The 22,394-nt window shown below is 72.4% G+C and carries 15 protein-coding genes; 4 read left to right on the forward strand and 11 right to left on the reverse strand.

Features of this window, described 5'->3' with window-relative positions; translation table 11 throughout:
* Positions 1 to 425: 425 nt before the first annotated feature.
* Positions 426 to 2,492 (forward strand): ATP-binding protein, encoded by a 2,067-nt coding sequence (locus WME85_RS48425; RefSeq protein ID WP_437831794.1) that lies wholly within the window; start codon positions 426 to 428, stop codon positions 2,490 to 2,492.
* A 23-nt stretch (positions 2,493 to 2,515) separates the two neighbouring features.
* Here WME85_RS48425 and WME85_RS48430 read toward each other — a convergent pair whose 3' ends face one another.
* Entirely contained in the window at positions 2,516 to 3,037 is a 522-nt protein-coding gene (locus WME85_RS48430) for a M17 family peptidase N-terminal domain-containing protein (RefSeq protein WP_437305836.1), read from the reverse strand.
* Between the two features lie 4 nt (positions 3,038 to 3,041).
* Complete coding sequence (locus WME85_RS48435; protein ID WP_437831797.1) at positions 3,042 to 4,664, reverse strand: thiamine pyrophosphate-binding protein; 1,623 nt, start codon at positions 4,662 to 4,664, stop codon at positions 3,042 to 3,044.
* A 1,634-nt stretch (positions 4,665 to 6,298) separates the two neighbouring features.
* Between WME85_RS48435 and WME85_RS48440 the strand changes: the two genes are divergently transcribed.
* On the forward strand, positions 6,299 to 6,619 hold the full coding sequence (locus tag WME85_RS48440; RefSeq protein ID WP_437305838.1) for a hypothetical protein: 321 nt from the start codon (positions 6,299 to 6,301) through the stop codon (positions 6,617 to 6,619).
* A gap of 42 nt (positions 6,620 to 6,661) precedes the next feature.
* Here the strand turns inward: WME85_RS48440 and WME85_RS48445 are convergent, their stop codons facing one another.
* The 3 genes from WME85_RS48445 to WME85_RS48455 all read right to left on the reverse strand — a co-directional run bounded on the left by WME85_RS48445 (position 6,662) and on the right by WME85_RS48455 (position 11,453).
* Entirely contained in the window at positions 6,662 to 7,375 is a 714-nt protein-coding gene (locus tag WME85_RS48445; protein ID WP_437831800.1) for a hypothetical protein, read from the reverse strand.
* A 930-nt stretch (positions 7,376 to 8,305) separates the two neighbouring features.
* Complete coding sequence (locus tag WME85_RS48450) at positions 8,306 to 9,520, reverse strand: aminotransferase class V-fold PLP-dependent enzyme (protein WP_437831803.1); 1,215 nt, start codon at positions 9,518 to 9,520, stop codon at positions 8,306 to 8,308.
* 433 nt (positions 9,521 to 9,953) lie between these two features.
* Positions 9,954 to 11,453 (reverse strand): vWA domain-containing protein, encoded by a 1,500-nt coding sequence (locus tag WME85_RS48455; RefSeq protein ID WP_437831806.1) that lies wholly within the window; start codon positions 11,451 to 11,453, stop codon positions 9,954 to 9,956.
* A gap of 397 nt (positions 11,454 to 11,850) precedes the next feature.
* On the opposite strand from WME85_RS48455, the gene WME85_RS48460 reads away from it, so the two are divergent.
* Positions 11,851 to 12,396, forward strand: a complete 546-nt coding sequence (locus tag WME85_RS48460) for a chalcone isomerase family protein (RefSeq protein ID WP_437831809.1) — start codon at positions 11,851 to 11,853, stop codon at positions 12,394 to 12,396.
* A gap of 14 nt (positions 12,397 to 12,410) precedes the next feature.
* On the opposite strand, the gene WME85_RS48465 is transcribed toward WME85_RS48460, so the two are convergent.
* The 5 genes from WME85_RS48465 to acnA all read right to left on the reverse strand — a co-directional run bounded on the left by WME85_RS48465 (position 12,411) and on the right by acnA (position 20,612).
* Positions 12,411 to 12,860, reverse strand: a complete 450-nt coding sequence (locus tag WME85_RS48465; protein ID WP_437831811.1) for a universal stress protein — start codon at positions 12,858 to 12,860, stop codon at positions 12,411 to 12,413.
* 233 nt (positions 12,861 to 13,093) lie between these two features.
* Entirely contained in the window at positions 13,094 to 14,122 is a 1,029-nt protein-coding gene (locus WME85_RS48470) for a hypothetical protein (protein ID WP_437831814.1), read from the reverse strand.
* On the reverse strand, positions 14,123 to 16,420 hold the full coding sequence (locus WME85_RS48475) for an ATP-binding protein (protein WP_437831817.1): 2,298 nt from the start codon (positions 16,418 to 16,420) through the stop codon (positions 14,123 to 14,125).
* Positions 16,421 to 16,424: 4 nt separating this feature from the next.
* Entirely contained in the window at positions 16,425 to 17,726 is a 1,302-nt protein-coding gene (serS, locus tag WME85_RS48480) for a serine--tRNA ligase (protein WP_437831820.1), read from the reverse strand.
* Positions 17,727 to 17,858: 132 nt separating this feature from the next.
* Positions 17,859 to 20,612, reverse strand: a complete 2,754-nt coding sequence (gene acnA / locus WME85_RS48485) for an aconitate hydratase AcnA (protein ID WP_437831823.1) — start codon at positions 20,610 to 20,612, stop codon at positions 17,859 to 17,861.
* Between the two features lie 61 nt (positions 20,613 to 20,673).
* Between acnA and WME85_RS48490 the strand changes: the two genes are divergently transcribed.
* On the forward strand, positions 20,674 to 21,576 hold the full coding sequence (locus WME85_RS48490) for an SOS response-associated peptidase (protein WP_437831825.1): 903 nt from the start codon (positions 20,674 to 20,676) through the stop codon (positions 21,574 to 21,576).
* A gap of 43 nt (positions 21,577 to 21,619) precedes the next feature.
* Here the strand turns inward: WME85_RS48490 and WME85_RS48495 are convergent, their stop codons facing one another.
* Complete coding sequence (locus tag WME85_RS48495; protein ID WP_437831828.1) at positions 21,620 to 22,384, reverse strand: hemerythrin domain-containing protein; 765 nt, start codon at positions 22,382 to 22,384, stop codon at positions 21,620 to 21,622.
* Between the last annotated feature and the right edge of the window lie 10 nt (positions 22,385 to 22,394).

A 22,394-nucleotide genomic window follows, 5' to 3' on the forward strand; every position in this document is an offset into this window, starting at 1 on the left:
TGAGCGACGGTCGTCGCCTGTCGAACCTGGCTCTCGACTCGGTGCACATCGCGCAACGATGCGCCTCCTGTCAATCGAGATTTGCCTGGTTTATGCCTTGGATTCTTCCGTACGACCGTTCCGGACAGCCCGGACTAACGAAGCGCATCGGCTGCGCTACTGCTGGGATCCCGGTGAGCGGTCGAGGGACGCAACGTTGCGAGCGGCCGGCGTCTGTTGGAAGAGGATGCTGTACGCAAAGTGCAACGGGCCAGGTAGGCTTTTGGCGTCGGCCGGGGGAGAACGCATGCCAACCTGCACGGGTGGCCAATGAGGGTGGGCGCGCCACGGAGGGTGTTCGGCGGGTGCCGCGCCGGCATGACCAGCCCCGTGCGCCTCGCCGCGGCGGCCGCCCTCGCTGACCGGAGCCCGCGCGGGAGGCGTCCATGAACCGGCCAGCGGACACGCCGCCTCCCCGCATCCTGGTCGTGGACGACAGCCCCACGTACCTGCACCAGGTCGCGGCGGCGATGCGCGACGAGGGCTACGTCCCGGTGCTCGCCCACTCGGGGGAAGAGGCGCTCGCGCGGCTCACGTCGGCGCGCGTCGACGGCATCGTGCTCGACATGGTGATGCCGGGCCTCTCCGGTCCGGCCACGTGCCTCCGCATCAAGGCGAACGCCGCGTGGCGGCCCATCCCGCTGCTGATCCTCACCGGCCGCGACGACCACAAGGCGATCCTCGACGCCCTCTCGGCCGGCGCCGACGACTTCGTCACGAAGTCGGGCGAGTTCACGGTGCTCAAGGCGCGCCTGCGCGCCCAGCTGCGCCGCAAGCACTACGAGGACGAGAACCGCAGGATGCGCGAGCTCCTCCTGCGCCGGGAGATGGAGGCGGCCGAGGCGCGCGCCGACCGGCGCATCAAGCAGAGCGAGGAGCGATTCCGCCTGATCGTGGAGGGCGTCCAGGACTACGCCATCTTCATGCTCGACCCCGCGGGCCGCATCGCCAGCTGGAACCCGGGCGCTGAGCGCATCAACGGTTACCGCGCCGACGAGGTCATCGGCCGTCACTGCTCGATCCTCTACCCGCCGGAGGACGTCGAGCTCGGCAGGCCCGCCGCCGAGCTCGACGACACCGTGGAGACCCGCCGTTCGGTCCAGGAGGGCTACCGCGTCCGCAAGGACGGCACGCGTTACTGGGCGAACGAGGTCATCAGCGTCCTCTTCGACGAGGCGGGGCGCCTCCGCGGCTTCGCGAAGGTCACCCGGGACGTGACCGAGCGCCGCCGGGTCCACGAGGCCCAGCGCATCCTCGTCTCGGCCGGGCAGATCCTCGGCGAGTCGCTCGACTTCGAGGAGACGCTGCGGCGCGTGGTCCGCGTCGCGCTCCCCGACTTCGCGTCGATCTGCGTGCTCCTCCTGCAGGACGAGTCCGGCGCGATCGAGCGCCAGGTGACCGCGCACGCGGATCCCTCCATGGCGGCGGCGACCGAGCTCCTCGGCAAGCTGACGGCCGACTCCGCCGCGCGCGGCATCGGCAAGGTCCTGCGCACGGCGCAGCCGGAGCTCATCCCGAAGGTGACCGACTCGTTCGTCCGCGCGATCTCCTTCGATCAGGCGCACTACGAGGCGCTGCGCTCGCTCTCGCTCGCCTCGCACCTCGTGGTCCCGCTGACCGCGCGCGGCCGCACGCTGGGCACGCTCTCGTTCGCCTCCACGCACCGGCGCTACGACCCCGTCGACCTCGATCTCGCGCAGGATCTCGCGCGGCGCGCCGCCCTCGCCGTCGACAACGCCCGGCTCTACCGGGAGGCGCAGCTCGCGGTGCGCGCGCGCGACGACTTCCTCACGATCGCGTCCCACGAGCTCCGCACGCCGCTCACGCCCATGCAGCTGCAGGTCGACGGCCTCCTGCGCGCCGGCAAGCGCGGCGGCCTCACCGCCGAGCGCGCGACGCCGCGGCTGGAGATGATCAAGCGCCAGGTCGAGCGGCTCGCGCGGCTGATCACGAACCTGCTCGACATCTCGCGCATCTCCGCGGGCCGCCTGCAGCTCGAGCTCGAGGACGTCGACCTCGCGGCCACGGTGAACGACGCGCTCGACCGCTTCCGCGAGGAGCTCGCCGCCGCGGGCTGCCCGGTCAACCTCTCGTCCCCCGCCTCGCTCGCCGGCCGGTGGGATCGCCTCCGGCTCGACCAGATCGTCACGAACCTCCTCTCGAACGCGATCAAGTACGGCGCCGGAAAGCCCATCGACGTCGAGCTCGTGGACCTCGGGGATCGCGCCCGCCTGACGGTGCGGGATCGCGGCATCGGCATCGCGCCGGACCAGCAGGCGCGCATCTTCGAGCGCTTCGAGCGCGCCGTCTCCAGCGAGAACTACAGCGGCTTCGGCATGGGCCTGTGGATCGTCCGGCAGATCGCGGACGCGCTCGGCGCGACGATCAACGTCGAGAGCCGCCCGGGCGAGGGCGCGACCTTCACCGTCGATCTACCGAAGACGCCCGCCTGACGTCGTCCACGCCGCGCGGCGCTTCAAAGGGCCCGGCGCACGCGGCGCCGCTGCTCGATCATGTGCTGCGTGATCTGCTGCCGGCCCTCGGCGCGCTCGACCAGCGTCCACACGTTGTCGCCGCGCTCCCTGCCCGCGCAGTCGAGGAGCGCGTCGGCCGCCTGCTCGGCGGGGATGAGCCCGTCGTGCCGTCCCGGGAGCTCCACCACGGCGACGCGCGTGCAGAGCCCGCCCATGGTCGCCAGCATCCGGCGCACCACGTCGCGGAAGACGGCCTCGTCGAACGCGTCGCGCCGGCCGGCGCCGAAGAGGACGAGCTTGTCGAACGCCATGCGCGGCTTGCACGGGATCATGACGACCTCGCCGAGCTCGCCGGTGATCAGGCCCTGCCGCGTGAGATCCGAGATCCGGCCGCCGAGCCGCCAGTCGCAGAGGCCGGCCACGCCGTGGGCGGGCAGCGCGTCGCTGAACGGGGCGCACGCGAGCACCTCGGAGTCGAGCTCGTCGAGGCTCTGCAGGTCGGGGGAGATGAACCGGAGCTCCACGGGATCAGACGCTGATCGCGCCCTTGCGGAAGTCGCTCTTCGCGATCTTCACGTTGACGCACGCCGGCCTCCCGCACCGGAACGCCTCGTCCAGCGCGGGCCCGAGCTCCTCCAGCCGCTCCACGCAGGCCCCGAAGCCGCCGAGCGCCTCCACCACGCGGTCGTACCGGGTGAAGTCGAGCGCCGTCGCGGGCGCGCGGCCCTCGCCGTAGAGCTCCACCTGCCCCCGCCGGATCTGCGTCCACGCCGCGTCGTTGCCGATCACGCTCACGACGGGGATGCCCTGGCGCGCCATCGCCTCGAACTCGAGCGCGTGGAAGCCGAACGAGCCGTCGCCGTACACGAGCACCACGTTCGCCTCGGGCCGCGCGAGCTTCGCCGCCATCGCGTAGCCCGGGCCGACCCCGAGGGTCCCGAGCGGCCCTGGGTCCATCCAGAGCTGTGGCCACTCGAGCTTCAGCACGTTCGCGGCCGTGGCCACGAAGTCCCCCCCGTCGCCGATCACGATGTCGTCCTTGCCGAGCCGCTTGCCGATCTCCGCGCAGACGCGCAGCGGGTTCGGCGGGTCGCTGTCGCCCTCGATCTCCGCCAGCATCTTCGCGCGCGACCGCTCCTCGGCCTGTTGCACGGCCGAGAGCCACGCCTCGACGCGCTTGCCGGGCACCTCCGCGAGCAGCTGCTCCAGCGCGACCCCGCTGTCCGCGTGGATCCCGAGGTCGACGCGGCGGTTCTTGCCGAGCGCGGCGCCGTCGAGATCGATCTGCACGACCTTCGCGGCCGGATTGATGGCGCGGCCGTACTCGAGCCGGAAGTCGAACGGCGTCCCGAGCACCACGCAGAGGTCGGTCTGCGACAGGGCGAAGCGGCGCGAGCGGCTCATCAGCCCGGGGTGCGCGTGCGGCAGCGCGCCGCGGGCCATGCCGTTCAGGTAGAAGGGCGCCTGCACCGCGTCGGCGAAGCGGCGCAGCGCGTCCCGCCGCGGCGACCAGCGGAGCTGGCTGCCGACGATGAACATCGGCCGCTCCGCCTCGCTCAGCAGCGCCGCGGCGCGCGCGACGGCGGCCGGGTCGCCCCCGGGCCGGGGCGGGGCCATGGGCGCGGTGGCGGGCGCGTCGTCGCCCGCGAAGCTCATCAGGAGGTCGAGCGGCATCTCGAGGAAGACCGGGCCCGGCACGTCCGCCTGGGCGACGCGGAAGGCCGACTCCACGTACTCCTGGATGCGGTCGGTCGAGGGGACGGAGGCGCTCCACTTCGAGATGGGGCGCATCAGCTCGACGTGGTTCATGTCCTGGAGCGAGCCCATGTCGGCGAGGGCCCGCGGGCCGGCGCCGCCGATCACCACCATCGGGACGCCGGCGCGCTGCGCGTTGGCGACGGCGGTCACCACGTCGGTGACGCCCGGCCCAGCGGTGACGGCGCACACCCCTGGCCTTCCGGTCACCCGCGCGTACCCGTCGGCCGCGTGGCCGGCTGTCTGCTCGTGTCGCACGTCGACGACCCGGATCCCTTCATCGAGGCACCCGTCGTAGATCGCCTGGATGTGCCCGCCGCAGAGGGTGAAGAGGTGCGTCACCCCGTGCCTCGCGAGGGCCTTCGAGACGAGCCTGCCGCCGTGGACCTGCGCCATGGCGCCGGCATATACCACGACCGCCCCAGCGTCCTGCCGGCGAGCGGGCCGCCCGCGAGCCGCCGCGCGGCGCGCTCGCCTCCGGGCGAGCCGCCTCACCCGCCCGGCGCGCTCGCGTCTGGACCAAGCCGCCGCGCGGCGCGCGGGCGTCCGGGCGAGCCGCCTCACACCCGCCCGGCGCGCTCGCCCTCCCCGCTTCCGAGGAAGGCGGCCCGGTCAACCGTGCTCGCAACGCCGCCGAGGGCGAGGGCTCCACCTGCTCAGCGACATCCGCGCCGGTGGGTGGTGTCACCGACGAGCAGACATACGGTGGGCCGGAGACAAAGTTTAGTGTCCTTTCTAACCAAGCTATCTCCCGAGAGGACTTTTTATCTGGGTCAGGGCATCACCGGACCGGCGCGCCGCCTGCCTGGGCTTGAACCACGATATCGCAGGATCAGCTCATCTATGCCGCACCCGCGGAGGCTCAGCCCGCCGTCGGCCGCGCGTGGCTGTAAAAATCCAGCACCACCGCAGAATCGGCGACCCGGCGGTCTGTGGGACGTCTTCGCGTCGGCGTGCTGGGCGCCATCGCCTCCGCGTGCCTCGCCCTGTTCTATCCGGGCGAACACATGATAGAGTGGGCTCCTTATTGCGGCTGCCAGCTCGACACCGCCACCTCTCTCTGCCTCTCCCGGCGCCCCTGCCCTGCAGCCGCCGGCCCGGGAGACGGCTTCGCTCCCCGCGCGAAGGGGCGGTCTCCCCGGGGGCCGGCGCCTCGGCCGGCGCGCCTCGCAACCTGTTCGAAACACTTCTCCTTGGACCGGGGCGGTCGCGCTCGCGAGCAACTGTGAGGAACATGACGTGCGCGCCACCAGCGCTGGAATCTACGAGCAGAGGGTGGTTGGCGGAAGAGCGCATGTCGCACGCGCGCTCCGGGGCGCTGCCTGGGCGAGCGCGCTCCGGGCGCTCGACGCGGGAGGGTCGCTGTGACCGGAGGTCGCCTCCGGCACGCGGCGGCGCTGGCGCGGCGCCCTGGCGCGTCGCGATGACACAGGATCTCCTTTCCGTGGGCGCGCCAACTCCCTTGCGGTGCGCCAGCCTCGACGCGCTGGAGACGGCGTCGCGCCGCTGCGCCGATCCCGCAAGGCCCATGCGCGAAATCGAGCCTTCTCGTGCGACGCGTCCCGTTGCTGCTGCCCGCACACCCTACGTCCCGACCGTCCACTCCCTGCGCGCCGACTTCGTCCCTGCGTTCGCGCCGGGGGCTCGTTCGCCGCGGTGCGCTCGCTCGGGCCGTCACGATCGCATCCGTCCACGGTACATCATTCCATCCAGGCGCGAACGAACACGGCCTCACGCGCCGCTGGTGCGCCGAGGACGCCCGTGTTTCCCGGGGAATTTGCGCGCCGCCGTCGTGGGCTGTAGTGCGCTGCCTGCTCCCGTTCTCGCAGCGTTCATTTCAAACATCCTGTGTTCACAGAACGTTACCCAATACACCAAACAAACGCGTGACTGCTTACATGAGCTGGCGAGCTTGTTGTTTTCTATTTCGGGAAAGCTCTGTATCGGTTATGCGGAATAAGAGGACGCGCAATCGCGCTTCGCTGGAGTAGCATCTTTCTATGTCGGAGCCGCCTAGTAGCAGCAGTCAGTTGATCAGGATTCCCATGGTGCTGGCGCTCGACTGCAGCCCCCATTTTCTGGCTCGTTGCCGCAGGGTTGCAGCGCGGGCACGCTTCCTTGTCCGCTCGTGCGAGGCGGCGTCGGCGTGGTCGGTGGCCGTTCGCCTCCGCCCGCTCGCGATCATCTTGCCGAGCCACCTGCACGACCGCGCGCCGCGGACGTTCGAGTTGCTCGCGGAGGACGCGGGAGCACGCCTTGTCGTCGTGGAGTCCGAGCAGCTGCCCGCGGGCGAGCTGGAGGGGCACATCACCCACGCGATCGGCGAGGCGACCCGCGCCCGGGGCGCCTAGCCGGCGCGCGCCCGCCGCCGCGGCCCCCCGCCGCCGCGGGCTTCAGTCGACGTGGACGCCCGCGCTGAACCGGAAGCCCCAGGTGTGGTCGAGCGGCGGGCCGAGCTCCTCGTCGAAGGGGAGCAGCAGCCCCGCGCGGATGAACGTGAGCTTGCGCTCGATCGTGAGGAACGGCTCGAGGGCGAGGACGTAGAGGTTGCGCGCGACGGCGTGGCGGACGCTCACGTTGTCGAAGGTGGGCAGCGCCATGCCCTGCACGCGCAGGCCGCCGCCGATGCCGTGGCCGATCTGGAGCTCGGCGGCGTGCTGGATCGCGACCTCGTACTCCTTGTTGCGGCCGAGCGGGATATAGAGCACAGGCTCGAGCTGGGCGCGCGCGATCAGCGGGCCGAAGTGGCCCTCGGCGCCGAGGCGCGCGTGGATCGGGAGGATGCTCGGGAAGTACTCGTGCAGGTCCCAGTACGCCCGGCTCGCGCCGACCGGCTCGTAGCTGCTGTGGTGCTGGGTCTGGCCAGAGAGCGTCGCCAGCCCGACGGCGCCGCCCACCGTGAGCCAGAGCCTCCGGCCCGCGCGAGCGATGTGGTGGGCACCGAGCATCACGTTGCCGAGCACGGCGTCGGTGCGCTCGTCCATCGCGAGGCCGAAGGGGACCCGGATATCGAGGAAGGTATGCCCGGCGAACGGCATGCGGGCGAAGAGGGCGATGGCGAGCCCGGAGACGTCGCTGTCGCCGCCCGTGAATGACGAAGTCTCCACGCCGATTGCGCCGCGCCGGCCGAGCGGGAGGCTGGACCGGTTAAGCGTCTCGTCACCTGGCTCGGGCTCGGGCGCGGGCGGCGGCCCCAGCTCGGCGTCCGAGAGGGACAAGGTCCAGTTCGTGGGCGCGCTGCGCGTCCGGCTCGCGTCGGGACCGCCCGTCGTCTCCGCAGGCGGCGCGGCGGTGCCTGGCGGGGGCGGCGCTGCGCCTTCCGGCGCGGTCGGTTGTGCCTCGGGCGCGGGCGCGCCGGGCGCGGCGGCACCTGCCCCGGGCGCGGGCGCTCCCGGCGCGGCGGCTCCCGGCGCGGCGGCTCCCGGCGCGGCTGCTCCCGGCGCGGCTGCTCCCGGCGCGGCTGCTCCCGGCGCGGGCGCACCTGCCCCGGGCGCAGGCGCGGCTGCTCCCGGCGTGGGCGCGCCGGCCGCCGGCGGGACGGGAGCCGCGGGCGGCTGCGGCGCGCCGGGCGCCGGGGGCGTCGGCATCGGTGCGGAGGGGGCGGTGGGCGTCCTCGCCGGCGCGGAGGAAGCGGCGGGAGCGGGGGCCGTCGCCGGGGGAGGCGTCACGGGCTGCGCGAGGGACGGCGCGACCGCAAAGGTCGCCACGGCCAGGCAGCAAAGCGAGGACAAGACCAGGACTCGGCGTGGCATCGTGTCTCCTTGGGGCGCGCATCCTATCCGCTCGCGAGGCGCGCGCGCTCTGCTCCCGCGAGCGGTGGCGCAAGAAGCGCGGCGCGGATCCGGGGCGGAGCTCCGGCGCTGCGGGCGAGCGCCGCGCCGCCACGCCCCGGCGCTGCGGGCGCGCCGCTACGACCCGGCGGAGCGCCGCGCCGCCACGCCCCGGCGCTGCGGGCGCGCCGCTACGGCCCGGCGGAGCGCCGCGCCGTCACGCCCCGGCGCTGCGGCCACGCCACCGGCAGGCCCTCCCGTCGCGCGCTACAGCAGCGACGAGAGCGCCGCCGCGAGCCGGTCGTAGTCGGGCCTGCCGTTGTAGATCTGCGCCGAGATGCGGAGCCACCGGCGGGGCGACGCAGGCCAGGCGAACACAGGCACCTCGATCCCCCAGCGCTCCAGGAGCGCGTCCTGGAGCGGATCGAGGCGCAGCGGCGAGGACGGCGCGTCGGGGAGCGGCACCGTCGCGAGCGCGCCGATCATCGCGTCGGGGCTCGGCGGCGGGCAGCCGAGCGCCTCGCACAGGAGGTCGCGGGCGGCGAGCGCGGTCGCCCGGTTGTGCGCCCGGAGCGCGGGCCAGCCGCCGGGCAGGAGCGCGCCCATGAAGCGGATCGCGTCCGCGACGCAGAGGACGGCGCTGGGATCGGCGGTGCCCGTCCAGTCGAACTCGAGCAGGAAGCGCGACCTGTCCGTGCGCGGCGAGTTGGCGCCGTGGCTGATCGTGAGCGGGCGGATCGCGCCCTGCCTGTCGCGCCTCACGTGGAGGAACGCCGCGCCCTTCGGCCCGCACAGCCACTTGTGGCAGTTGCCGGTGTAATAGGCTGCCCCGAGGGCGCGGAGGTCGAGCGGCACCATGCCGGGCGCGTGCGCTCCGTCGACGAGCAGGTCCACGCCCCGCCCCGCGAGCTCGGAGGCGAGCGAGGCGACCGGGAACACGAGCCCCGTCGGGCTGGTCACGTGGTCGACGAGGACGAGCCGCGTCCGGGGCCCGACGCGCGCGAGCACCGCCTCGACCACCTGCTCGGGCGCCTGGATGGGGAACGGCACCGGCGCGACCACGACGCGCGCCCCGGCGCGGGCCGCGGCGGCCTCCACCGCGTTGCGGCAGGCGTTGTATCCGTGGTCGGTGACGCAGAGCTCGTCGCCGGGCCCGAGCGACAGCGACCGCAGCACGGTGTTGACCCCGGCGGTCGCGTTGGGCACGAACGCTACGTCCTCGGGGTCGGCGCCGACGAAGGCGGCGAGCTCCCCGCGGGCGGCGTCGAGCAGCGGCTCGAGCTCGCGGATGAAGAAGCGGACGGGCTCGCGCTCCATCTGGTCCCTGTAGCGCTGCTGCGCCTCGAGCACCGCGCGCGGGCAGGCGCCGAACGAGCCGTGGTTCAGGAAGGTGACGGCCGGGTCGAGCGGCCAGAGCTCGCGCGCAGCGCCGGCGTCCAGATCCGGGGCGAGGGCGGGGGCGGGGGAGGCGTTCGGGCTCATGGTGGCAGGCAGGTCGCGCGCGTGGCGAGATGTCGGGAGGACCGGAGCAATGTCGCGCAAGGCCCGCCCCCCTGTCGAGGGCCGCGGCCGCGCGAGGGGACCCACCCGGGGGGCGCGCGAGGCGCGTCCATCCTGGTGCATGATGGATCCATGGATCAACGTTGATAGATTGATCAACCATGACCGGCCAAGCTTTATTCGGAAGAGCTCGGTCAACCCATCCATGATGGACGCTCCGCACGGCCATCATGGATGGTCGAGGCGCGGGAGGCGCCTCAATGGTGGATACGAAGACGCGCAGTCCGAACTTCAGCGCTGGACAGTCAGCGCTGGAGAGGAAGACGCAGAGGGCGCTCCAGCGCTGGATACAAGGGCGCAGTCGGGAACTCAGCGACGGAATCGAAGACGCAGCTGGGCGCTTGAACGGCGCGGCTCAGCGGTCGGCCCAGAGCCGGGAGCCGCTGTTCATCTCGAGCGCGTCCATGCGCCGCGCCGAGGGCGGGGCCGCCGCGGCCGCGCGCGCGGTCTTGCGCGCGCTCGCCACCGCCGCGGCCGCGTCGGCGGCGCGCCCCTTCTCCTTCGCCGACTGGGCGCGCGCCGCCTGCTGCCGGAGCCGATCCTCCGCCGCGGCGAGCTTCGCCTCGGCCGCGCTGAAATTGCCCGAGTTCACGTCCTGGGCGGCCTCGAGCTGCGCCATGCCCGTCTCGATCACCGCCGCGATGGTCTGGGTCTTCTCGTTCTGGCGCGCGGCGACGAGGGCGGGGTCGCTCGTCACGTCGTAGCGGGCCACCACCTCCTGCACGCGCGGGACGTTGCCGTTCTCGGGGTCGCGGAAGTGGAGCCGCACGCTCGCCAGCGGGTGCGATCCGGCGGCCGGCGCGGCGACCCGCACCCGCACGAGCATCTCGCGGTGCTGCCCGCCGAACATCGTGCCGAGGAGCACCCGGATCGCGTCGCCGGACCGGTCGGAACGCTCGTTGGGTACGCCCACGATCTCCACGCCGGGCGCCGGGACGATCTCGACGAACGCCCCGGTCGCCGCCGTCGTCTGGAGCAGCGCCAGCTCGCGCTCGAGGACGGAGGACATCTCGTGCGCCTCGGTGAGGTGGTACAGCCTGCCGCTGGAGCCGACGGCCAGCGCGTTCAGCGTGCGCTCGTCGTAGTCGGCCCCCACCCCGATCGACGTGATCTGCACCCCGCGGTCGGCGCCGCGCTGCGCGAGCGCGCCGAGGAGGTCGGGGGAGGAAGGCCCGATGTTCGCCTGGCCGTCCGAGATCAGCACCACCCGCCGGACGGCGTGCGTCGACGGCGCCATGACCGCGTGCTTCTCCGCGAGCCGGAGGCCATCGAAGAGGTTGGTGCTGCCCTCCGGGCCGAGCGCGGCGATGGCGCGCGCCACCGCGGCCCGCGTGGCGGGGCCGAGCACGGTGGGCGCCACGCGCTCCTCCGCGGCGTCGGCGAACGACGCGAGCGACACGACGTCGCCGTCGGGCAGCCGGTCGACGAACGCCTGCGCCGCCGCGCGGGCGTGCTCCATCTTCGCTCCTTGCATCGAGCCGGAGGCGTCCACGAGCAGCGCGACGGCGGCCGGCGCGCGCGCCCCGCGCCGGGCCGCCGGGACATCGACCCACACGCCGAGCTGCGTCTCGCGCGTCCCCGGCAGCACGAAGTCGCTCGCGCCAGCGGCGCCGATCCAGACGCCCCGGCTCGGCTCGGGCCCCGGCTCCGGCGCGGGCGCCTCGGCCGCCGCGCCCTCGCGCGGCTTGGCCGCCACCAGCGCCGGCGGCGCCGCGGCGGCCGCGCCCTCCTCCCGCGCTCCTGCGCCCGGCGCGCCGCCCGCGGCCGCGGCGCTCGTCCCCGGAGCCGTCGCCGCGCCGGCCGCGCAGCCGAGAGCCGTCCATCCCATCAGCAATCCCGCGAGCATCGTCCGCATAGAGAAGCTCCTTCCGCCGCAAAGCCATGGCGCGGCCACCGGGGGACCTCGCGTCCTCCGCCGCGCTCTCCTCGACCCCCAGCGCGCGGCTTGTACGGGCCGGGCTGGAAAAAGATCTCCGGGCGAGCTCGCCCCGGCGCCGCGCCACCGCCCGCCGCCAGCTCGCCCCGGCGCCGCGCCGCTGCCCGCCGCCAGAGCCCCCTTCGAGCACACGTCCATGGGTCATCCCTGCCTGTCGCCAGGGCACGACTCGCGATCTCCCGCTATCGGCGACTCCCGACGTCCCTGCGGCTGCGGTCCGGGTCTTGCTCGGCCGCTGCGGTGGACTGGTGATCCCCGAGCGCGGCGCCTGGACAGCGCCGCACGAAGCCGGCGATGCCAGAGGAGGTCGATTCCGATGAAACTCGCACGAAGCAAATCTCCAGCTTTTCTCGCCGCTTTCGCGGCGATCTTCCTGGCTGTCGCGAGCCTCTTCGCTTTACCGGACTACACGCTCACGGGCGATGGCGTCCGCGTGAGGACGGTGGGTGTGGCGAAGATCGAGGTTTACCGGATCAGCCATTACATGGACCAGCTCCCTCCCACGCGGTCCAGGCAGGCTGTCATCGACATGGATACGGGGAAGAAGTTCGTCTGGACGATGCTGCGCGACGTCGATCGCGGCTCCATCGTCAAGGCGCTGAGGGACGCCTACGCGATGAACGACTACACCGACGCGACGAAGATCGGACGGTTCGTGGCGGCGTTCGAGAGAGACCTCAAGAAAGGAGCCGAGGTCACCATCGAGTACGACCCGCGCGCGAAGGCGACCACCGTCACCGTCGCGGGCGGCGGGACCGCGACGGTCGGCGGCCTCGATTTCATGAAGGCCACCTGGCGGATCTGGTTCGGCAAGATCGATCAGCCGCAGCTGGGCGATCAGCTCATCGCCAGGCTGCCCTGAGGCCGGGCCCCGCGTCAGTCCGACGGCCTCTCACGCACCACGAGCACTGACCGGCTCGTGTGGTTCACGACCTTCGCCGCGGTCGTCCCGAGCACCTTGTCGATGCCAGAGTACCCGTGCGACCCGATCACGATGAGGTCGGCGTTCTCCTCATCGGCCGTCCGGCAGATGACCTCCCAGGCGACGCCGACGTGGACCACGATCTTCGCGAGGAGCTCGGGCGGCACGTCGCCGGCGAGCTGCTCCAGCTCCTCCCTGTCGCTCCGCTCCAGGATCTCGGGGACGCGGGTCGGCGACTCGTTCAGCGCCTCGGCCGGCAAGCTGTGGTGCAGCCCGATGCCGCGCACGAGCACCAGCCTGCCGCCGAGCTTCTGCGCGAGGTCGACGCCCTCCGCGAGGATGAGAGACGCCCTGGGCGAGCTGTCCAGGGCAACGAGGATGGTCCGGGGGTGCTTGAGGCTCACAACATCCGCCTTTCTTGAGCGGCGGGCACCCGCTTCGGATACGGGCCCATCTCGACGTTTTCGGTGCTCAGCGCACAGGAGTGCGCTTGCGCGCCGAAAACGTCGAGATGGGCCCGTCTCCTGTGCGGGTGACCGCCGCTCTGTGACGCATGTACCAGAGACAGAGGAAGACCGCTGTACTGCTCGGTTCAGGCGGGTCCGGCCGCTGGCGTCCGGCGCGGATCAGGCGCGGATCAGGCGCGGATCGTCACGCCGTGGCCGCGGTCGTCCGTGAGGATCTCGAACGCCGCGCGCCGCGCCGTCGTCAGGGTCTCGACCCCTGCCTCACGACCCGGGCTCTTTCGCCGCAGCGTGAGGGTGCAGGCCCCGATCTTCGTGTTCAGGCAGTGCTTCACGCCGCCCGGAGGGTTCCTGTAGGCGAGGCCGACGAAATCGCCCGCGCGCGCGGAGATCTCCCCCTCGACGCTCAGCCGGGCGGTCTCGGTCCGGAAGCGCCAGGTGAAGTAGTCGAACGAGGCCTCGGCGCGGACCGCCTGGACCAGCGAGCTCAGCGCGATCTCCTCGCCCCGGTGCCGCAGGACCAGCGGCGTCATGCTCGGCGTCCAGAACGGCCCGACCTTCAGGCGGGCCGTGGCGACCTCCAGGAAGCTGTCCGGATGGCTGTCGAACCCGGCGACCTGCCCCCAGGCGTACAGGTCCGTGTGCTTCGTCCCCCAGTTGTGGTTCTGGCTGCCGACCCACCCCGACACGTCCACGTCGCGCCCGAGGGCCCGGACGACGCCGCTGTAGACGGCCATCGGCGCGGCGACGAGCGCCTTCGCCTTCGGCAGCGGCGCGTCGTAGAGCGCCCCCGGGAGCAGCAGGAGCGGCTCCCCGCCGCCCTCGTAGGCGAGGTCCCAGACGATGGCGTCATCCCCCTCGCCGGCCGCGCCAGCGAGCCTTCCCGGGCTCAGGCGGGCGTCGTCGACGGCGACCGAGAAGGCGTCGCGGGCGAAGGCGCACCGCCCGGCGAACGGGACCTCGCGCTTGGCGACCGCGTGGCGCCCCGACTCGCCGTCGAAGTAGACGGCCCAGAGCTCGCCCTCCGCAGCCTCGGGCCGACGCGCCGGGCTGAAGAGCGTGTACCGGATCCAGAAGGCGAGCGGGCGCGTCGGGTGGTTCGCGCGCTGGAAGAAGCTTTCGTAGAAACCCTCCCGCTGCCCCGGCCGGTAGCGCGCGCAGTTCGCCCGCTCCCGGACCGCGCTCGCCGCCCGGTCGGCCACCTAGTGCCCCCTCTTCCGCCCGCCGCTCAGGAGATCGGCGATGACCCGCTCGAGGTCGTCGAGCGAGATCGGCTTCGCGATCTTCGGGTTGTCCACCCGCTCCACGAACTCGCGCGCGCTCGCCGTGAAGGCGCCGCCCGACATGAAGGCCATCTTCGGCTGGAGCTGCGGGAAGCGCTCGCCGATCTCGTCGTACAGGGCCATCCCGCTCATCTGCGGCATCAGGAGATCGCACAAGATCGCGTCGATCTGGCCGCCGCGGTCCCGCAGGAGGTCGAGCGCCTCGTGGCCGCTCTTCGCCACGAGCACCTCGTGGCGCTCCTCGAACGCGCGCGCGAACGCGTTGAGGAGCATCGGCTCGTCGTCGACGAAGAGGATCGTCCCGCGCGACGAGGAGCGCGGCGGCTCGGGCGGCGGCCGGAGCGCGGGCAGATCTGCGGGGTCGAGGCCGGTCAGGCGGATCGTGAAGACCGTGCCGATGCCGGGCTGGCTCGACACGGTCATCGTGCCGTGCTGCTCCTCGACGATGTTGCGCGACACCCAGAGCCCGATCCCCGGGCGCGCGCTCTCCTCCTTCGTCGTGAAGAACGGGTCGAAGATCCGCTCGACGACCTCCGGGGTCATGCCGCGCGCGTTGTCCTCCACCTCGACGTGGTGGACGCCGGCGTCGAAGCGCGTCGTCACGCGCACCATGTTCTCGTCGCGCGGCCGGTTCGGCATCGCCTGCGCCGCGTTGATGAACAGGTTCACGAACACCTGCGAGAGCTTGCCCGGGTAGCCGACGAGCGGGGGCATCTCGCCGTACCGGCGCTCGATCCGGCAGAGCTGGCTCAGCTGCGGCCCCGTCATGCGCAGCGCCAGCTCGATCACGTCGACGAGGTCGACCCGCTCGGGCTTGCGCTCGCTGCTGCTCGAGAAGAGGTTGAGGTCGGTCACGATGTCCCGCATCCGCTCGACGCCGGCGAGCGCCTCGTGGCAGGACCGATCGATGAGGTCGATGGCGCGGAGCAGGTCCTCGTAGGAGCCCGAGGCGACCGGGCGCGCCGCCGACACGAGCTTGTGCGCCCCGCTCCGGATCTGCTCGAGGTTCGCCATCACCCACGCCATGGGGTTGTTGAGCTCGTGCGCGACGCTCGCCGCGACCTGGCCGATCGAGGCGAGCTTCTCGCTGTGGAGGATCTGGGCGCGGCGCGCGACCTCCTCGGTGACGTCGCGCATGAGCGCGAGCGACGCGTCCTCGCCGTAGAGCCGCGTGATCCGGACCGTCATCACCTTGGTGAGGCCGGCGCGCGTCCCGCAGCGGATGGTCGCCTCCCGCGGCTCGTCGGCCCGGGACGCGGACATGACGAGCGCGCGCAGGGCCGGCACGTCCGCCGCGACCGCGAGCGCGGTGATCGGCCGGCCGATCCACGCCTGCCGCGAGTGGCCGAAGAGCACCTCGAAGCGCACGTTCAGCCGCGTCAGCATGCCCTCCTGGTCGATCGTCGCGAGGACGTCGGACGAGAGCTCGACGATCTCGCGGTAGCGCTCCTCGGAGGCGAAGAGCGAGCGCTGGGCGTACGCCTCGGCGAAGCGGTGCTCGAACTGGAGCAGCAGCGCGTCGACGGCGCGGAGCACGTCGATGGAGGACGTGCCGTCCGCGTCGCCGTCGTCGTGCGTCGTGTCGAGCACGCCCGCGACCGCGGTGCGGAACTCGGAGGCGGCGATCAGCGGCCCGCTGATCGAGTAGCCGGTCGCGTAGCGCTGCTCGACGAGGTGCGTGATGAACTGGTCGAGCAGCTCCGCGCTGCCGTCCTCGAGGATCCGGGTGAACGCGGCGAGCCAGGAGCGGACGTTCTCGGTCACCTCGCCCACGGGCCGATCGGTGTACCGGCCCCGCTCCGGCGGCAGCGCCAGCACGTTCTCGATCCAGTCGTCGATCAGCTCGTCCTTGTGCCGCTTGCAGAGCTCGAGGAGCCGCCGGCGCGCGAGCGCCATGGACGTCTCCGCGTGGGTCGGCGGCGCGTGGACCTGCGAGCGCCGCTCGCCGTCGATGTCGCGCGAGCCCCGCGACTCCGGCAGCTGCGAGCGCCGCTCTCCGTCGATGTCGCGCGAGCCCCGCGACTCCGGCAGCTGCGAGCGCCGCTCTCCGTCGATGTCGCGCGAGCCCCGCGACTCCGGCAGCTGCGAGCGCCGCTCGCCCTCGCCCTCGCGCGCGCTCCTCGCCTCCGGGAGCTGCGAGCGGCGCTCGCCCTCCCCTCCTTCGCGCGCGCTCCTCGCATCTGGAAGCTCACGCTTGGCTTCCTCGTCGGCTGCCATGGTGTTACCTGCCGCGGAGGACCTCGCAGCCCATGAACGCTCGGAGCGGCTCGGGGACGACCACCGTCCCGTCCGCCTGCTGGTACTGCTCGAGGATCGCGATGACCGTCCGCCCCACCGCGAGCGCCGACCCGTTCATCGTGTGGACCAGCCGCGGCTTCGCCTTCGGCTCCGGCCGGTAGCGGATCTGGGCGCGGCGCGACTGGAAGTCGCCGAAGTTCGAGCAGCTCGAGATCTCGCGGTAGACCCCCTGGCCGGGCAGCCACACCTCGAGGTCGTAGGTCTTCTGCGCGCCGAAGCCGAGGTCGCCGGCGCACAGCGCCGAGACGCGGTAGTGCAGGCCGAGGCGCTTCAGGACCTCCTCCGCGTGCGCCGTGAGCATCTCGTGCTGGCGGGGCGAGTCCTCCGGCGTCGAGAACCGCACGAGCTCGACCTTGTCGAACTGGTGCTGCCGGATGAGCCCCCGCACGTCGCGCCCATGGCTGCCCGCCTCGCTGCGGAAGCACGGCGTGTACGCCGTGTAGGCGATCGGCAGCGACGCACCGTCGAGGATCTCGTCGGCGTGGAGGTTCGTCACCGGGACCTCCGCCGTCGGGATGAGGTAGAGGTCGTACGCTCGGTCCGGGTCGCTCTTCTGCGTCTTGAACAGGTCCTCGGCGAACTTGGGCAGCTGCCCCGTGCCGAACAGGGCCGAGTCCTTCACGAGGAAGGGCGGCAGCACCTCGAGGTAGCCCTGCTCGCGCGTGTGCAGGTCGAGCATGAACGAGATGAGCGCGCGCTCGAGGCGGGCGGCGGCGCCCATCAGGACCGTGAAGCGCGCGCCCGAGAGCTTCGCCGCGCGCTCGAAGTCGAGCAGCCCGAGCGCCGTGCCGATGTCCCAGTGGTTCTTCGGCGTGAACGTGAAGCTCGGCTTCTCGCCCCACGTCCTGACGACCACGTTGCCCTCCTCGCCCGCGCCGTCGGGCACCGAGGGGTCCGGCACGTTGGGGACGCCGGAGAGCAGCTCGGTCATCCGCTTCTCGAGCTCGGAGACGACCTGCTCGGCCTCCTTGATCCTGCCGGAGAGGGCCTTCAGCTCGTCGCGCTTCTGGGCGAACTCGGGCGACTTCTTGTCGAGGCGCGCCATCGCGTCGTTCGCCGCGTTGCGCTCCGCCTGCCACCCCTCGAGCTCCTGGATCCTCGACCGGCGCGTGCTCACCGTGGAGGCGAAGTCGTCTCCCAGGGTGGCGGCGGCGGCGGGCGAGCGACGAGCAAGCGCCGCGCGCACCTCATCGAGGTGATCTGCGACGTGGCGGGGATCGAGCATGCGCCAGGGTTTAGCCGAAGCTTGTACGCGCGTCAGCAGCCGCGACGCGCCGCTCCGCATTCGGACGGGGTCCGCTCCCCGCGCCGGCACCGAGCGCGTCGAGCCGGGCGGCGGGGAGCGGCGCGGAGGCCGCTAGGCGGTCGTGCCCAGGCTGCGCAGCACGAACTGGAGGATGCCGCCGTGCTGGTAGTAGTCGACCTCGTTCGGCGTGTCGATGCGCGCGGTGACGGTGAACGTCGTCGTCTTGCCGCCCTCCCCGGTCGCGACGACGCTCAGCTTCTTGCCCGGCGTGAGGTTGTCCGAAATGCCGCCGATCTCGAACACCTCGCGCCCGGTGAGCCCGAGCGTGGACGCGTCCTCGCCCGGCGCGAACTCGAGCGGGAGCACGCCCATGCCGACCAGGTTCGACCGGTGGATGCGCTCGAAGCTCTTCGCGATGACGGCGCGCACGCCGAGCAGCTTCGTCCCCTTGGCCGCCCAGTCGCGCGACGACCCGGTGCCGTACTCGGCGCCGGCGATGACGACCAGCGGCACGTTCTCGTCCTTGTACCGCATGGCCGCGTCGTAGATCGTCGTCTTCTCGCCGTCGGGCAGGTGCACCGTGATACCGCCCTCCTCGCCCGGGCGCAGGAAGTTCTTGAGGCGGATGTTCGCGAACGTGCCCCGCATCATCACCTCGTGGTTGCCGCGGCGGGCGCCGTACGAGTTGAAGTCGGCCGGCGCGACGCCGTGCTCGACCAGGTACTTCGCGGCGGGGCTGTTCTTGGCGATGTTGCCGGCCGGGGAGATGTGGTCGGTCGTCACCGAGTCGCCGAGCAGCGCCAGCACGCGCGCGCCCCGGATGTCGCTGAGCGGCGCCGGGTCCTTCGACAGCCCCTCGAAGAACGGCGGCCTGCGCACGTACGTCGAGGCCTCGTCCCACACGAACGTCTGGCCGCTCGGGACCGAGAGCTTCTGCCACTCCTCGTCGCCGGCGAACACGTTCTCGTACTGCACCTGGAACTGCTCGGGCCGCACCGCCGTCCGGATGGCCTCGTTGACCTCGGTCGAGCTGGGCCAGATGTCCTTGAGGTACACCGGCTCGCCGTTGCGATCGGCGCCGACCGGCTCCTTGAAGAGGTCGGCGTCGACGTCGCCGCGCAGGGCGTAGGCGACGACGAGCGGCGGGGAGGCGAGGAAGTTCATCCGCACGTGCTGGTTGATGCGGCCCTCGAAGTTGCGGTTGCCGGAGAGGACGCTCGCCACGACGAGGTCGTTGTGGCGGACGGTGTCGCCGATCACGTCCGGCAGCGGCCCGGAGTTGCCGATGCAGGTCGTGCAGCCGTAGCCGACCAGGTGGAAGCCGAGCGCCTCGAGGTACGGCAGGAGCCCGGCCTGGCGCAGGTAGTCGCTGACGACCTTGGACCCGGGGGCGAGCGAGGTCTTCACCCACGGTTTCACCGTGAGCCCGCGCTCGACGGCCTTCTTGGCGAGGAGGCCCGCCCCGAGCATGACCGCCGGGTTCGACGTGTTGGTGCAGGACGTGATCGCGGCGATCACGACCGAGCCGTGCCGCAGCGTGTAGCGCGCGTCGCCCTCGGTGATCTCGGCCGGGCGCATGACCTTCTCGAGCGCGGGCGCGCGCGCGGCGGCCTGGCCGGTCTCCTCCTCGAGGAACGCCTTCACCGCGGCCGGCTCGGCGGCGGTGAACTCCTTCTCGAGCATGCCCTGCAGCGAGGCGCGGAAGGTCCGCTTCGCGTCCTTCAGCCGGACGCGATCCTGCGGCCGCTTCGGGCCGGCGATCGACGGCTCGACCTCGCCGAGGTCGAGCGAGAGCGTGTCGCTGAAGACGGGGTCCGGCGTGCTGTCTGTGCGGAACAGCCCCTGCTCCTTGTAATAGGCCTCGACGAGCGCGACGAGCGGCGCCGGCCGGCCGCTGAAGCGGAGGTAGGCGATCGTCTCGTCGTCGATGGGGAAGAAGCCGATGGTGGCGCCGTACTCGGGCGCCATGTTGGCGATCGTGGCGCGGTCCGGGAGCGAGAGCGCGCTCAGGCCCGGGCCGTAGAACTCCACGAACTTCCCGACCACCTTCTTCTGCCGCAGCATCTGGGTGACCGTGAGGACGAGATCGGTCGCGGTGGCGCCCTCGGGCAGGCTGCCGTGGAGCTTGAAGCCCACGACCTCGGGGATGAGCATCGACAGCGGCTGGCCGAGCATCGCCGCCTCCGCCTCGATGCCGCCGACGCCCCAGCCGACGACCCCGAGCCCGTTGATCATCGTCGTGTGCGAGTCGGTGCCGACGAGCGTATCCGGGTAGACCAGCGTGCCCTGCCGCATGACGGCGCCCGCGAGGTACTCCAGGTTGATCTGGTGGCAGATGCCCTGGTCGGGCGGCACCACGCGGAAGTTCGTGAAGGCCTGCGCTCCCCAGCGGAGGAAGGCGTAGCGCTCCTGGTTGCGCTCGAACTCGAGCGCCGCGTTCACCTTCAAGGCCGTCGAGGACGCGAAGCGGTCGACCTGGACCGAGTGGTCGATCACGAGGTCGACGGGCTGGAGCGGGTTGATCTTGAGCGAGTCGCCGCCGAGCTTCGCGAGCGCCTCGCGCATGGCGGCGAGGTCGACCACGGCCGGGACGCCCGTGAAGTCCTGGAGCAGCACGCGCGCGGGGTGGAAGGCGATCTCCTGCGAGGGGCGGGCCTTCGGGTCCCAGTTGAGGACGGCCTCCACGTGGTCCTTGCGGACGACGCGCCCGTCCTCGTGGCGGAGGAGGTTCTCCAGCAGGATGCGGAGCGAGAAGGGGAGCTTGTCGAGCGAAGCGCCGCCCTGCGCCAGCGAGGTGAGCTTGTAGTAGGTGTATGTATCGGCTTGAACCGTCAGCGTGCTCTTCGTGCCAAAGCTGTCCACCATGCGGCCTCCTCCAACGTCCGGAGCGCCCTTGTAGGCGCGCCGAAGGCGCTAATCTAGTGTTATGTGCGCGCGCTTCACCCTCGCCCTTCCCGACTTTGCGGCCCTCGTAGCGCTCCTGGAGGCGTCCTTTGGCGCGGCCGGCGGCCCAGCCCGCGCGATCGCCGCCGACCCGAAGGCGGCCGCGCGCTACCGGCCCCGCTACAACATCGCTCCTTCCACCGTTCACCCCGTGCTGCGCGCGCGGGACGGCCAGCGCGCGCTCGTGCCCGCGACCTGGGGCTTCCTGGGGCGCTTCGCCAGGGGCGGCGCGGCGCCGTCGCTGCTCGCCAACGCGCGCGCCGACGGCGCGCGGACGAAGCCGACGTTCCGGGGGGCGTTCGCGGCGCGCCGCTGCGTGGTGCCGGCGGACGGCTTCTACGAGTGGACCGGGCCGAAGGGCGCGCGGCGACCGACGTGGTTCCACCCGGCGGCGGGCGGCCTGCTCCGCCTGGCCGGGCTGTACCAGCCGGCGAAGGACCCCGACACCGGGGAGGTCGACATCCGCTTCACGATCCTGACCACCGAGGCGAGCGCCGATGTGGCGCCGGTCCACGACCGCATGCCGGTGCTGCTGGACCCGGGCGACGTGGACCTCTGGCTCGGCGTCGGCGACGTCTCGCACGGCGCGGACGTCGCTGACGTCGCTGACGTCGCTGACGTCGCTGACGTCGACCGCGCGCAGGCGCTGCTCCGGCCCGCGCCTCGCGGCACCCTCGCGGCGCGCCCCGTCTCCCCGCGGGTCAATTCGGTCGGCCACGACGACCCTGCCCTGCTGCAGGAGGTCGCGGCGGAGGCCGCCGCCCCGGAGGCCGCTGCCGCTCCCCCGAAGGCCGCTCCCCCGAAGGCTGGCGGCACGCTTCCGCTGTTCGATCTGGGCAGCGGCGCGGGTCCCGCCGTCCCCTCCGGGCGGACCTCGCGCCGCTGAACTGTGGTGACGTGCGCTGACGTGCGCGGACGTACCGCCGACGTCACCGTGCGGAGGCGCTGCTCGAGCGACCGCCCTTGCGGCCCGTGCGGCTCGTCTTTGCCGGCCGGCTCGGCTTCCGCGCGGGCGCGGCTCGCCCGGTCTTCGCCGGCGCGGTCTCCGCTGCCTTCTTCCGCCCGGTCGCGGCCGGGGTGCTGCGACGGCCCTTCTGCGCGCCCCGCGCCGGCTCGGCGCGCTGCGTCGACGCGCGCTTCGCGGGCGGACGCTTGGCCGCCGCGGACTTGCGCGCCGCCGGCTTCGCCGCACGCGTACGGCGGCCGCTGGCGGCGGCGGGCATGCTCTTCGCGACGTTCTGCGTCAGGAGCGCCTCGACATTGCCCTTGCGCACCTGGTCGAAGCGCGACTCCAGGCGGTCGCCGAGCGCCTCGAGGCGCTCGGCGCCCATGGCGCTCTCGACCTGCGGGAAGAGCTCCTGCTCCTCCTCCTGGACGTGGTGCTGCACGAGCTCCTTGAGCACGCCCAGCCTGGCGTGAAAGCTTTCGTCACCCGGCTCGGTGCTGAGCAATTTCTGCAACATGATGTGGACGAGGGAGTGCTCCTCGTACGAGGTCGCGATCAGGGGGGAGGCGCCGAGCGCCTCCCGGGTCGCGGGGTAGAAGATCTCCTCCTCGATGGCCGAGTGGCCCACGAGGTTCGCCACCAGCTCGTCGCGCAGCGCGCTGATCTCGTTGTCGCCGGCCTGCGAGATGCGCTCGAAGAGCTCGTCGACTTCCTGGTGCTGCTCCTTCAATAGGTCGGTCGCCTTCATGCGAGGACTC

This window comes from Sorangium sp. So ce1153, assembly GCF_051521595.1.
GTDB lineage: Bacteria > Myxococcota_A > Polyangia > Polyangiales > Polyangiaceae > Sorangium.

Excerpts from the sequence above, each read along its gene's own strand:
- WME85_RS48425 (WP_437831794.1), top strand. The coding sequence starts at position 426 with ATGAACCGGCCAGCGGACACGCCGCCTCCCCGCATCCTGGTCGTGGAC.
- WME85_RS48435 (WP_437831797.1), bottom strand. The coding sequence starts at position 4,664 with ATGGCGCAGGTCCACGGCGGCAGGCTCGTCTCGAAGGCCCTCGCGAGG.
- WME85_RS48450 (WP_437831803.1), bottom strand. The coding sequence starts at position 9,520 with ATGAGCCCGAACGCCTCCCCCGCCCCCGCCCTCGCCCCGGATCTGGAC.
- WME85_RS48455 (WP_437831806.1), bottom strand. The coding sequence starts at position 11,453 with ATGCGGACGATGCTCGCGGGATTGCTGATGGGATGGACGGCTCTCGGC.
- WME85_RS48460 (WP_437831809.1), top strand. The coding sequence starts at position 11,851 with ATGAAACTCGCACGAAGCAAATCTCCAGCTTTTCTCGCCGCTTTCGCG.
- WME85_RS48475 (WP_437831817.1), bottom strand. The coding sequence starts at position 16,420 with ATGGCAGCCGACGAGGAAGCCAAGCGTGAGCTTCCAGATGCGAGGAGC.
- serS (WP_437831820.1), bottom strand. The coding sequence starts at position 17,726 with ATGCTCGATCCCCGCCACGTCGCAGATCACCTCGATGAGGTGCGCGCG.
- acnA (WP_437831823.1), bottom strand. The coding sequence starts at position 20,612 with ATGGTGGACAGCTTTGGCACGAAGAGCACGCTGACGGTTCAAGCCGAT.
- WME85_RS48490 (WP_437831825.1), top strand. The coding sequence starts at position 20,674 with ATGTGCGCGCGCTTCACCCTCGCCCTTCCCGACTTTGCGGCCCTCGTA.
- WME85_RS48495 (WP_437831828.1), bottom strand. The coding sequence starts at position 22,384 with ATGAAGGCGACCGACCTATTGAAGGAGCAGCACCAGGAAGTCGACGAG.